The sequence below is a fragment of the Microvirga sp. P5_D2 genome (assembly GCF_054049475.1).
Map to the genome: position 1 here is coordinate 1 of NZ_JBFUMH010000171.1, position 10,954 is coordinate 10,954.

Here is a 10,954-nt window from a genome sequence, read left to right on the forward strand (position 1 = left end):
CTTCAGAGGCGACTTCAGAGGCGATGGGAGCTTCATTCCATCGACGATAAGCCAATCCGCGCTCGCCCATGATGGTGAAGGGCCTTGGAGCGGGGAAAGCCGCAATCCGTCTTTTGCGAAAGCATTTTGACACGACCAAGACCGGAAGGTGAACTTCGACACCATCACCGACTTTAAGCCGGGTGAGGACAAGATCTTGCTCGACAATGCGGTCTTCAAGAAGCTTGGGAAGTTAGGTACGGAAGCCGCACCCGCCGCCTTGAGCAAGAAGTACTTCAAGATCGGCGCACAGGCCGGGGATAAGAACGATTACCTAGTCTACAACAAGAAGACCGGCGTCCTCTCCTATGATCCGGATGGAAATGGCTCAAAGGATGCCATCGAGATCGCCAAGCTCTCGAAAAACCTCAAGCTGAGCTATCTCGATTTCGGGATCATCTGACAATCGGGGAGCACGTCGCACTCAGCCGGTGTGCTCCCATTCTCTTCATGCCTTTTAAGAAAGCCGATGCGCTTTCAAACAGACAGCCGGTCAACGTCGCTGACACAGGCGCATGTGTCGCATTTCCTTACTGCGCCTATCAATATAAACCCATCCATTAAGTAACTATACAACATTATAAAATGCGATCATCCAGATTGACCCTGGGCGGTCAAAGCATTGTTTTATCTAATGTTTGGGGGCTTTGATGAGTAATTCGCGCGACCTTTCCGCGATTGCGTTGGCTGTCAGTGATACCAGCGGAGACAACACTTTCTTTCATACTGCATCGAGCCTGAGTTATGGCGCAACGAGCCTTGATGGCGGCGCTGGGACCGACACGCTCATCCTCCAGGAAAGCGAATGGGGTGGACCCTTTGGGCTCCACTTTCCTGGTGTCTTCAACAGCATCGAGATCGTACGAGGAACCGAGGCCGGGGACAGGATCGAGTTGGCGGCGCGTGAACTGGCGAGCCTCATGACCATCAACGGAGCCGGGGGATTCGATACCCTCGCACTCTATGTGGATCCCGTTTTCGATTTTCGCGGTAAGGTCCTTCAGAGCATCGAGGCAATTGAGCTGGTTTATAGCGAAGGCCATGTTCTCTTCAGCAACAAGGATGCCGCTCTGCTGATGAAAGCCAAGAGCGGCGACGATCATCATCTGACGCTTGAAGGTTCGGCTTTCAGCGTGGAAGAGCGCACCAAGCTGTTCGCGCAAGGGATCGACAAGATCACCGATGCGAACGGTACGCATGTCAATCCTCCCCTGCGGCTGGCCAATATCGATAGCGATAAGATTGAGGTAGGCCGCCTGAGCTTCATTGACGCTGGTGCGGCCGTTAGAATCGAGAATGCCAGCAGCCAGCTTCACTCTCTTGTCGTCAATCTGGTGGATGGGTCGGATTTATATGGCTCCTTCAATATCGATACATCCGGGCGCGTGACATTGTCCAAACAGTTGGAAAATGGCAGCGTTATCAGCGTCGGCGGCACCCCTATCGGAACGATCAGTGAAGGTTCACCGATTGGCTTCAGCATCGCGTTCAACGAGCAGGCTACGCCCGCCCTCGTGCAGGAATTGCTGAGTTCTGTGACTTACGACAGCATCCAGCTTCCTGAAGGGCGCAGCGAGCAGCAGATTGAGATTCGCCTGACGGATATGTCGGGGCATGAGGCCGTGGCCAACATCATCGTCGGCGAGTTCAATCATCCTCCTAGCGACATATCTTTGAGAGGAACGACGATTGTCGAGAATGCGGCCGCCGGCACGATGATCGGTGACATCGCCGCTGTCGATGTTCCAGGCAGTAACGTGATCTATACGCTCACCAACGACGCTGATGGCCGCTTCGCACTTCAAAACGGGCGCTTGGTGGTGAAGAATGGAACGCAGCTCGATTACGAGCAGGCCCGCTTCCATACAGTCACCATCAAGGCTACCGACCAAGGTGGGCTTTCCTACGAGAAGAGCTTCACCATTGATGTCGCTGACGTGAACACGGAGGTCATTTGGGGTTCGGCCGGCAATGACGTGCTGGTCGGAGGTGCAGGGCGGGACACGATCCGGGGCGGCGCGGGCAGCGACACGCTGGAAGGCGGTCGGGGCCATGATGTGCTGATCGGCGGCGCGGGGCGGGACAAGTTCGTGTTCGACACGGAGCCGAGCAGAGCTCGCAACATGGACCGGATCCTGGATTTCTCGGTCAAGGACGACACGATCCAGCTGGACAACTCGATCTTCTGGAAGCTGGGGGCGAGGACCGGAGTGCTCCGCAAGTCGTATTTTACCATCGGCGCCGAGGCCGAGGATCGGAACGACTATATCCTCTACGACAAGAAGACCGGCTATCTGCGCTACGATGTGGACGGATCCGGTGAGAGGGACGCCGTGGTCATCGCCAAGCTTCAGCCCAAGATCAAGAGCATGAGCTTTCGGGATTTCGAGGTGATCTAGGAATAGGGAGGGGAGCTTTGCGGCAGACCCTTCCCTGATGACTCGGGAGCGCTTAAATCTCCTCCATGAGTCGCAATACCTATAACGACGTCCCGCCGGATATCCTGGATAACGAGGAGGATGACGACAGCGTAGCCGTGGAGAGCGGCTCGGATGTCGAGTTCGATCTGGAGGCCAATCCCAGCTTGGTTCAGCGCGGAACCGAGGTGATCCGGCGTTTCTGGACGACACTGCCCAACGCGCCCGGTGTCTATCGCATGTTCGATGCGAAGGGCGACGTGCTTTATGTGGGCAAGGCGAAGAGCCTGAAGAACCGCGTCGGCTCCTACGCGCGCGGTCAGGCGCATTCCAACCGCATCGCCCGCATGATCGGCGAGACGACTTCGATGGAATTCGTCACCACGGCGACGGAAACCGAGGCGCTGCTGCTCGAGGCCAACCTCATCAAGCAGCTCAAGCCCCGCTACAACGTGCTGCTGCGGGACGACAAATCGCTGCCCTATATCCTGCTCACAGGTGATCACGAGGCGCCGCAGCTCGTGAAGCATCGCGGCGCGCGAAAGCGGAAGGGTGATTATTACGGCCCCTTCGCCAGCGTGTGGGCGGTGAACCGCACCATCAACGCCCTGCAGCGCGCGTTCCTTCTGCGCTCGTGCAACGACAGCTATTTCGAGAACCGCACGCGACCCTGCCTACTGTTCCAGATCAAACGCTGTTCAGGCCCATGCACGAAAGAGATTTCGAACGAGGAATATGCCGGGCTCGCCTCCGAGGCGCGTGCATTCCTCGCGGGCAAATCCAACGCGGTGAAGCAGCGCATCACGGAAGAGATGCAGCAGGCTTCCGAGGATCTCGAGTTCGAGCGCGCCGCGCGCTGCCGCGACAGGCTGGCTGCGCTCTCCGCCATTCAGGGCGTGCAGGGCATCAACACGCAATCGGTGGAAGAGGCCGATGTGTTCGCGCTCGACGAGCAGGCAGGACAATTCTGCGTCGAGGTCTTCTTCTTCCGCAACTGGCAGAACTGGGGCAACCGCGCTTACTTCCCGAAGGCCGACAAATCCATGTCGCGGGAGGAGGTTCTCGGCTCCTTCATCGCGCAGTTCTATGACGACAAGCCAGCGCCGCGCCTGATCCTGCTCTCGCACGAGATCGAGGATGCGGAACTGATGGGCGCCGCGCTCTCGACACGGGCCGAGTCGCGCGTCGAGATTCATGCGCCGCAGCGCGGCGAGCGGCGCCAGCTTATCGAATACGTCCTGCGCAACGCCAAGGAGGCGCTCGGCCGGAGGTTGGCGGATACGGCCTCGCAGCAGAAGCTTCTGATATCCCTGGGCCAGGCCTTCGGCATGGCCAAAGCGCCCAAGCGCGTGGAGGTTTACGACAACTCGCACATCATGGGCACCAATGCGGTGGGCGCCATGGTGGTGGCGGGCGCGAACGGCTTCATGAAGCAGCATTACCGCACCTTCAACATGAAGTCCGAGGATCTGAAGCCGGGCGACGATTACGGCATGATGCGCGAGATGCTTCAGCGCCGCTTCGCACGGCTCGTCAAGGAGGAGCCCAGGGCTGCCGACGCGGAGGCGCCTGTAGAGCACGATGATGCCTTCCCCGCTTGGCCCGATCTGGTGCTCATCGACGGTGGCAAGGGGCAGCTGGAGGCCGCGCGGCAGGCGCTGGCCGAGGTCGGTGTGAGCGAGGATGATGTCGCGCTCGTTGGCATCGCCAAGGGACGCGACCGCGACGCGGGGCGCGAGACCTTCTTCAAGCCCGGGCAGCCTCCTTTCAAGATGCCGCCGCGCGATCCTGCACTCTATTTCGTGCAGCGCCTGCGCGACGAGGCGCACCGCTTCGCCATCGGCGCGCACCGGGCCAAGCGCAAGCGTGAGTTGGTCAAGAACCCGCTCGACGAGATCGCCGGGATCGGCCCGACCCGCAAGCGCGCGCTTCTGCACCATTTCGGAACCGTCAAGGCCATCCAACAGGCGGCCCTGGAGGATCTGATGAAGGCGCCTGGGGTGAACGCGGCCACGGCCCGCGCGGTGTATGACTTCTTCCATGATCGGGGATAGGCTATGGCTCGCCAGATAACGGCAATGTGGCGGGCATTCCGGTTGACGGAACGGCCTGCGGCATGCTTCCTGCCTGTCCTATGAGCAGTGCCCCCACCATGCGCCGGTCGAAGGCTTTCAATCTCGCGAACCTGTTGACCTATCTCCGGCTGGTGGCGGTTCCGGCCGTGGTCGGGCTGCTGTACTGGCCCGAGGACCATTGGTCGCGCTGGTTCGCTCTGGGCGTCTTCGCCGTGGCCGCCATTACCGATTATCTCGACGGCTATATCGCCCGTACTTATGCGCAAGGGTCCGCCCTTGGGCGCATGCTCGATCCCATTGCCGACAAGCTTCTGGTCGCGGCCTGCCTGCTCATGCTGGTGGCCACCGATACCATCCGGGGCTGGGATCTCTGGGCCGCCATCGTGATCCTGTGCCGCGAGATCCTGGTTTCGGGTCTGCGCGAATTCCTGGCCGAGTTGAAGGTCGGCGTGCCGGTGAGCCGGGTCGCCAAGTGGAAGACCACATTCCAGCTGCTCTCCCTCGGCTTCCTCATCGCCGGACCTGCGGGCGATACGGTGCTGCCCGGCAATACCCAGATCGGCCTCATTCTGCTCTGGGTGGCCGCCTTGCTGACGCTCTATACGGGCTGGGATTACCTGAAGACCGGCATTCAGCATCTCGTGGATGAGGGGTAAGCGGCATGAAGCTCGTCTACTTTGCCTGGGTGCGCGAGCGGATCGGCAGGACGGACGAGGAGGTGAGCCCACCGGAGGGCGTCGCCACCATCGCCGATTTGGTGCGCTGGCTGAAAGGCCGGGGCGAGGAGTACGAATACGCCTTCGAAAACGAGGATATCGTTCGCGCCGCCATCGACCACGAGCATGCCCGGCCTGATGCCGCCATTGCCGGCGCGCGGGAGATCGCCTTCTTCCCGCCCATGACCGGCGGCTAGGCATGATGCGCAAGGTCAGCATTCAGGCCGAGAACTTCGACATCGCGGCCGAGACGTCGCTTCTTGCCGAAACCTCCGCCGATGTGGGCGCGGTTGTCGCCTTCACCGGTTACTGCCGGGACGAAGGCGGGCGGTTGTCGGCCCTTGAACTCGARCATTATCCCGGCATGGCCGAGGCCGAATTGGCCCGCCTCGCCGGGGACGCGGAAGGGCGCTGGCCGCTTATCGGCGTCACGATCATCCATCGCTTCGGGTTGATCCGTCCGGGAGAGCCTATCGTGCTCGTGCTCGCGGCGAGCGCCCATCGCCGCGCCGCTTTCGAGGCTGCCGATTTCCTGATGGATTATCTCAAGACCCACGCCCCGTTCTGGAAGCGCGAGCATCTCAAGGACGGCACGATGGGCGCCTGGGTGGAGGCGAAATCCACCGATGACGATGCCATGGTTCGCTGGCGCTGAGCTGCACTAGAAAGTCCGGTCATGATCTCGCCGCAGGTCGGGAGGACGATGTTACGGATATGGCAAGCGAGAGGTGCACCATGCACAGCGTCGTTGTCGTTCTTGCCCTGCTGATCGCAGCGCCGGCCGCTGCCCACGAAATGCCGATGCCCGAGTCCGCCTTGGCTCAAGCGCAAGCCCTTCCTGACTGCTATTGCCGCGCGGCGGGCCGGATCTTCGAAGAAGGGGAGGAGGCCTGTCTGCAGACCACCGAGGGGCCACGGATCGCCCAGTGTTCTATGGAACTCAACGTGATGTCTTGGAGGATCAAGCCGACCCTCTGCCCGGAATCATGAAAAACGCTGCCGGTCGGGCAGCGTTTCTGAAAAGAATCTCGTTGAATAGCCCTCGAGGGCTCTTGTGCGGCCTTAAAGGAGGCCGACGACGATCGCGCAAATGAAGGAAAATGAGACGCAGACCGCAGCGATATTGAGCTTGGCAGTCCAGTCCAGGTTAGACGTCAGGTTCATGAAGGAGCCCCCTGTCTGAATGGAGGGGAACGCTAGCAGAGCCGATGGAACCTGAAAAGACCCGGCTAAGCTGTGGGACCGCGTGCCGCAACCGGATGGAAGGTTAACAGACGGTTAACCCATTGTTTTTGGCCAGGAAGGTAGTCGGACCTTTGCCCCGAAAATATTTCGGGCCGCATGGAATATTTATTCCGGGCCGTTCTATTTTTGCACATCCTGCTCAGATGGGGCCGGGTTGCAGACTGATTCGAAGGCTTTTGCCGCCGCAACTCCGTTGACGGGATGTTTACCTCAGCCGGGCTAATCTCGGCTCATGCGTCGTGGGTTAGTTGCGTTTTTTGCCCTTTCGCTCGTCGGGCTTGGGGTTACCGGTTGCGGGCTGTTTCGTTTCGAGCAGCGCGAGCCTTGGCGTGCTCAAGCCGAGGAGGCTTGCCTCGCTCAGCGTCTGGTGCAGCCATCGGCCTATGTGGCCATGTCCGGGAAGATCGATGGTCCCGGCGTCTGCGGCATGGATCATCCCTTCAAGGTCTCCGCTTTCAGCAACGGCGAGGTCGGCCTGAAGTCTAAGGTGACTCTGGCTTGCCCGATCATCCCCAGCATCGATACCTGGCTCGACGAGATCGTGAAGCCTGCGGCCGTCATGTATTTCGGCATGCCTGTCGTGGATATCAAAGCGGGCTCGTATTCCTGCCGTCCGCGCAACAACCGGAGCGGCGCCAAGCTCTCCGAACATTCCTTCGGCAATGCCCTCGACGTGATGGGCTTCGTCCTGGCCGATGGCCGCGAGGTCTCCGTCGTGAAAGGGTGGAAGGGCGCGCCCGCCGAGCAGGACTTCCTGCGCGAGGCCTTCGTCGGCGCCTGCCGCTATTTCACGACCGTGCTCGGCCCGGGGTCGGACGCCTTCCACTACGATCACCTGCATCTCGATCTGGCCCGGCACGATCCGCGCGGCCAGCGGCGCGTCTGCAAGCCGATCCTCAAGTTCGAGCCGCGAATCGATCCCGAACAGAGCCGTCAGGTCATGCAAAGCGTGAACGCCGCCGGCGATCTGCCTGGCGTCGAGATGGAGCAGGATGTGGCGGATGAGGGCGGAGCCATCGGCTACGGGCAGGATTCGCCTATGGGGGCTCCCATGGTGCCGCCCATCGTATCCGCCCCGGTGCCGCCCCCAGCGCCACGTTATCCTGCGCCTTCAGGCTATTCGAACAATGCGGCGCCGGATGTCTACGTGCCGCCCCCGCCGCCCGGCTATGAGCGGCAAGCGCCGCAGCAGACCTATGCGCCGCCCCGCCAGATGCGCTCTTCCGCTGGGGAGCCAATGGTGCTGAACAGACACGCCGCCTATTAATCCGCAAGCGGAGCCTTGACCTTCCGGGCTCCTCCCCACATGGTCGATGTTACAAAGTCTTTCGACCTGTTGGAGCAGTAGAATGAAGTGGCTGGCGGCGATTCTCTCTTGCATGCTGTTGAGCGTTCCCGCGCTTGCGCGCGAGATCACGCCCGCTGAGCGGCGCGAAAAGGCGTCCGAGCTGTCGGTGGACCGCTACAACGCGAACCTGCCGGTCTGTGGCGACCCTTCCGTGCTCAGTAACGTGTCGGGAAATTTCGAGCACACGGAAGCCAAGTTCTGGAATTCCAGCCTCAAGATCATCGGCTTTGAGCGGATCCAGGAAGTGGCTTGGCGTCCCTGGGGCCTCGACTTCATCCCGCGCCGCTATTGCACCGGCACGGTGATCGTGTCCGATGGCTACAAGCGCCGGGTCAATTTCTCCATCGGCGAGGATATGGGCTTCATCGGCATCGGCTGGAACACCGAGTCCTGTATCGACGGCTTTGACCGCAGCTACGCCTACGCTCCCCATTGCAAGCAGGCTCTGCCTTGATTCTCAGACGGTGCCTCACTTTAGCAGGCGCCTTGCTTTTCCTGACCTCGTCTCTTGCGGCCCAAACCCCGCGCGAGGCGAGGGGCGCCCCCATGGGGCAATTCGACTTCTATGTGCTTGCCCTCTCCTGGTCGCCCGGCTTCTGTGAGATCAGCGGCAGCCGAAGCCAGCAATGTAACCAGGGCAGCGGCCTCGGTTTCGTGGTTCACGGCCTCTGGCCTCAGCAGGAGCAAGGCTACCCGAGCTTCTGCGCCCCGAACGGGCGCTTCGTGCCGAGCACGACTATCGATGAGGTGAAGGGACTCTACCCCGACGACAACCTCGCCCGCTATCAATGGCGCAAGCACGGCACCTGCACCGGCGAAAGCCCGAACGGCTATTTCAAGGCGGTGCAGCGCGCCCGTGAGCGCGTGCGCGTTCCGGAGAGTTTCAAGGCACTCGGCGCCCGGTCCAAGGTTCTGCCGAGCGAGATCGAACAGGCCTTCATGAGCGTCAATCCAGGGCTTCGACCTGACATGATCGCGGTCTCCTGTGGGCGGCGCATCTTCCAGGAAGTGCGGATCTGCCTGGACAAGGATCTGCGGAACTTCAGGCAATGCCCCGAGGTCGATCGCATCGGTTGCCGTGCGGGCGAACTCCAGATCCCATCGGTCCGTTAGAGCATTTTTCGGCGAAGTGATTCCGCTCGATGTGCTAGGACACGCGTATGAATTACCGTCATGCCTTCCACGCCGGCAATTTCGCCGACGTCATGAAACACGCGCTTATGGTGCGCATTCTCACCTATCTCCAGCGCAAGGAGACGCCCCTGCGCGTCATCGACACCCATGCCGGGATCGGGCTCTACGATCTCGCGGGCGATGAGGCGGGGCGGACGGGCGAATGGGTCGAGGGCATTGGCCGCTTGGAAAAACCATTCAGTCCCGAGGTCGAAGCCATCCTCGCGCCTTACCGGGCTGTGGTCGCCGATGTTCGCGCGCGCCATGGCGAAACGATTTATCCGGGTTCTCCCGGTTTCGTGCGCGAGCTTCTGCGCCGCCAGGATCGCGGCGTCTTCGTCGAGCTGCATCCTGCCGATCATGAGGTGCTGAGCGAGGCTTTTAACGAGGTCTCCAACCTGAAGGTGATGCATCTCGATGGATGGACGGCGCTCCATGCCCTGATCCCGCCGAAGGAAAAGCGCGGGCTGGTGCTGATCGATCCGCCTTACGAGGAAACGGGCGAACTCGAACGGCTCGGCACGGAACTGCTGACCGCGCTCAGGAAATGGCCCACGGGCGTCTATGCAGGATGGTATCCGATCAAGGATGTCAGCGCCGTCGATGCGGTTGCAAGGAAGCTTCACGAGCAGAGCGGACGTCCCGGCCTTCGCCTCGAGCTCTATGTGGACGATCCGCGTGATCCGACGCGTCTCAATGGCAGCGGGCTCTTCGTGCTCAACCCGCCCTGGTCCTTGCGGGAGGAGGCCGAGATCCTTCTTCCGGCGCTCGCGGAGCGCCTGTCTCGCAGCGACTACGGCGCTTATCGCTGTGAAGCCTTCGGGCCTCCTGCATAAATCCAATTGCCGCCTCCACCGGAAGGGTCCAAGAATTGCGCCGTCGTTCTATCGCGGTGCGAGCGCAACGCTGTTGCCCGCATCTGGTCCAAGGCAGGATTACCCTATGCTCATTCTCCGTTCGTCGCCCGCCTCTCCCTTCGGCCGAAAGGTCAAGATCTCGGCGTCTCTTCTCGGTCTCTCCGACAAAATCCAGATCGTGGATGCGGACACCACCAACCCGGAGGATAGCCTGCGCCAGCAGAATCCTCTCGGCAAGATTCCCGCGCTGGTGCTGGAGAACGGCGAGGTTCTCTACGACTCGCGCGTGATCGTGGAGTATCTCGACCATCTGGCTGGCGGTGGAAAAATCATTCCGAACGGCGAGGGGCGGTTCGCGGCCCTGCGCAATCAGGCCCTTTGCGACGGTATCGCGGATGCGGCGCTGCTTCAGGTCTATGAGAACCGCTGGCGCGCGGAAGACCGGCGCGATGCCAAGTGGGTCGATCATCACGCCGGCAAAGTGCAGCGCGGTCTCGACTACGCGGAAACCAATCTGTCGTCGCCGTCGGCATCCCTGACCATCAGCGACATCGCACTGGCCTGCGCCCTCGGCTATCTCGATCTGCGCTTCGCAGGGACGTGGCGTGAGAGCTATCCGAAGCTGGTCGCCTGGCTCGCGGATTTCGAAGCGCGCGTTCCGGCCTTCGGCAAGACCAAGGTCAATCCGTAAGGGTCGTTCCAAAAGAAAAAGGCCCGGGTTTCCCCGGGCCTTTCGTTTGTCGTAAAGCGACGGCTCTTAGTACGAGCTGAACTTGTAGTTCACCTTGGCGCGAACCACGAAGAACTCGCTCTCGCTGTCACGGTTGCCGGGTGCATCGACGGCACGACGGTCAGCAGTGGGGAACGGCACGGAGCTGCCGACGAAGGTGCTCTTATCGTTGTCGAGGTTGACCCACAGGCCTTCGAGGCCGGCCGTCAGGTTGTTGGTGAAGGCGTATTCCATGCCTGCACCGAGCGTCCAACCCGTACGGGTGTCGTCGCTGTTGGAGAAGAAGTCGTTGTTGTCGTCACCGCCGCCGTAAGCGAAACCGCCGGTGGCGTAGATGAGGGCGCGGTCGAAGGC

At 61.1% G+C, this 10,954-nt stretch carries 13 protein-coding genes; 12 read left to right on the top strand and 1 reads right to left on the bottom strand.

What is annotated here, in order from left to right:
- Positions 1–148: 148 nt before the first annotated feature.
- The 12 genes from ACXJKO_RS26260 to ACXJKO_RS26315 all read left to right on the top strand — a co-directional run bounded on the left by ACXJKO_RS26260 (position 149) and on the right by ACXJKO_RS26315 (position 10,561).
- Positions 149–442 (top strand): hypothetical protein, encoded by a 294-nt coding sequence (locus tag ACXJKO_RS26260; RefSeq protein WP_457094000.1) that lies wholly within the window; start codon positions 149–151, stop codon positions 440–442.
- A gap of 247 nt (positions 443–689) precedes the next feature.
- Positions 690–2,438: a cadherin domain-containing protein gene (locus tag ACXJKO_RS26265; RefSeq protein WP_457094001.1), complete on the top strand. Its 1,749-nt coding sequence runs from the start codon at positions 690–692 to the stop codon at positions 2,436–2,438.
- Positions 2,439–2,503: 65 nt separating this feature from the next.
- Positions 2,504–4,510 (top strand): excinuclease ABC subunit UvrC, encoded by a 2,007-nt coding sequence (uvrC, locus tag ACXJKO_RS26270; protein WP_457094002.1) that lies wholly within the window; start codon positions 2,504–2,506, stop codon positions 4,508–4,510.
- Positions 4,511–4,590: 80 nt separating this feature from the next.
- A complete protein-coding gene (gene pgsA / locus ACXJKO_RS26275; protein WP_457094003.1) occupies positions 4,591–5,187 on the top strand; it encodes a CDP-diacylglycerol--glycerol-3-phosphate 3-phosphatidyltransferase in 597 nt (198 codons plus the stop codon).
- 5 nt (positions 5,188–5,192) lie between these two features.
- Positions 5,193–5,444 carry a molybdopterin converting factor subunit 1 gene (moaD, locus tag ACXJKO_RS26280; RefSeq protein WP_457094004.1) on the top strand — a complete coding sequence of 84 codons (252 nt, stop codon included), beginning with the start codon at positions 5,193–5,195 and terminating at the stop codon, positions 5,442–5,444.
- 2 nt (positions 5,445–5,446) lie between these two features.
- Entirely contained in the window at positions 5,447–5,902 is a 456-nt protein-coding gene (locus ACXJKO_RS26285) for a molybdenum cofactor biosynthesis protein MoaE (protein WP_457094005.1), read from the top strand.
- Positions 5,903–5,982: 80 nt separating this feature from the next.
- Complete coding sequence (locus tag ACXJKO_RS26290; protein WP_457094006.1) at positions 5,983–6,237, top strand: hypothetical protein; 255 nt, start codon at positions 5,983–5,985, stop codon at positions 6,235–6,237.
- 487 nt (positions 6,238–6,724) lie between these two features.
- Positions 6,725–7,759, top strand: a complete 1,035-nt coding sequence (locus ACXJKO_RS26295; protein ID WP_457094007.1) for an extensin-like domain-containing protein — start codon at positions 6,725–6,727, stop codon at positions 7,757–7,759.
- Positions 7,760–7,841: 82 nt separating this feature from the next.
- Positions 7,842–8,294, top strand: coding sequence for a hypothetical protein (locus ACXJKO_RS26300; protein ID WP_457094008.1), 453 nt, complete (start codon positions 7,842–7,844; stop codon positions 8,292–8,294).
- Between the two features lie 32 nt (positions 8,295–8,326).
- Positions 8,327–8,953 (top strand): ribonuclease T2 family protein, encoded by a 627-nt coding sequence (locus tag ACXJKO_RS26305; RefSeq protein WP_457094009.1) that lies wholly within the window; start codon positions 8,327–8,329, stop codon positions 8,951–8,953.
- A 47-nt stretch (positions 8,954–9,000) separates the two neighbouring features.
- Complete coding sequence (locus ACXJKO_RS26310) at positions 9,001–9,849, top strand: 23S rRNA (adenine(2030)-N(6))-methyltransferase RlmJ (RefSeq protein ID WP_457094010.1); 849 nt, start codon at positions 9,001–9,003, stop codon at positions 9,847–9,849.
- A gap of 106 nt (positions 9,850–9,955) precedes the next feature.
- Positions 9,956–10,561 carry a glutathione S-transferase family protein gene (locus ACXJKO_RS26315; RefSeq protein WP_457094011.1) on the top strand — a complete coding sequence of 202 codons (606 nt, stop codon included), beginning with the start codon at positions 9,956–9,958 and terminating at the stop codon, positions 10,559–10,561.
- Between the two features lie 66 nt (positions 10,562–10,627).
- Here ACXJKO_RS26315 and ACXJKO_RS26320 read toward each other — a convergent pair.
- Positions 10,628–10,954 (bottom strand): outer membrane protein (locus ACXJKO_RS26320; RefSeq protein ID WP_457094012.1); only part of this gene is annotated, 327 nt, incomplete at its 5' end.

Bases quoted from the DNA above. Each gene is read 5' to 3' on its own strand.
- ACXJKO_RS26265 (WP_457094001.1), top strand. From the start codon at position 690: ATGAGTAATTCGCGCGACCTTTCCGCGATTGCGTTGGCTGTCAGTGAT.
- uvrC (WP_457094002.1), top strand. From the start codon at position 2,504: ATGAGTCGCAATACCTATAACGACGTCCCGCCGGATATCCTGGATAAC.
- pgsA (WP_457094003.1), top strand. From the start codon at position 4,591: ATGAGCAGTGCCCCCACCATGCGCCGGTCGAAGGCTTTCAATCTCGCG.
- moaD (WP_457094004.1), top strand. From the start codon at position 5,193: ATGAAGCTCGTCTACTTTGCCTGGGTGCGCGAGCGGATCGGCAGGACG.
- ACXJKO_RS26290 (WP_457094006.1), top strand. From the start codon at position 5,983: ATGCACAGCGTCGTTGTCGTTCTTGCCCTGCTGATCGCAGCGCCGGCC.
- ACXJKO_RS26295 (WP_457094007.1), top strand. From the start codon at position 6,725: ATGCGTCGTGGGTTAGTTGCGTTTTTTGCCCTTTCGCTCGTCGGGCTT.
- ACXJKO_RS26300 (WP_457094008.1), top strand. From the start codon at position 7,842: ATGAAGTGGCTGGCGGCGATTCTCTCTTGCATGCTGTTGAGCGTTCCC.
- ACXJKO_RS26310 (WP_457094010.1), top strand. From the start codon at position 9,001: ATGAATTACCGTCATGCCTTCCACGCCGGCAATTTCGCCGACGTCATG.
- ACXJKO_RS26315 (WP_457094011.1), top strand. From the start codon at position 9,956: ATGCTCATTCTCCGTTCGTCGCCCGCCTCTCCCTTCGGCCGAAAGGTC.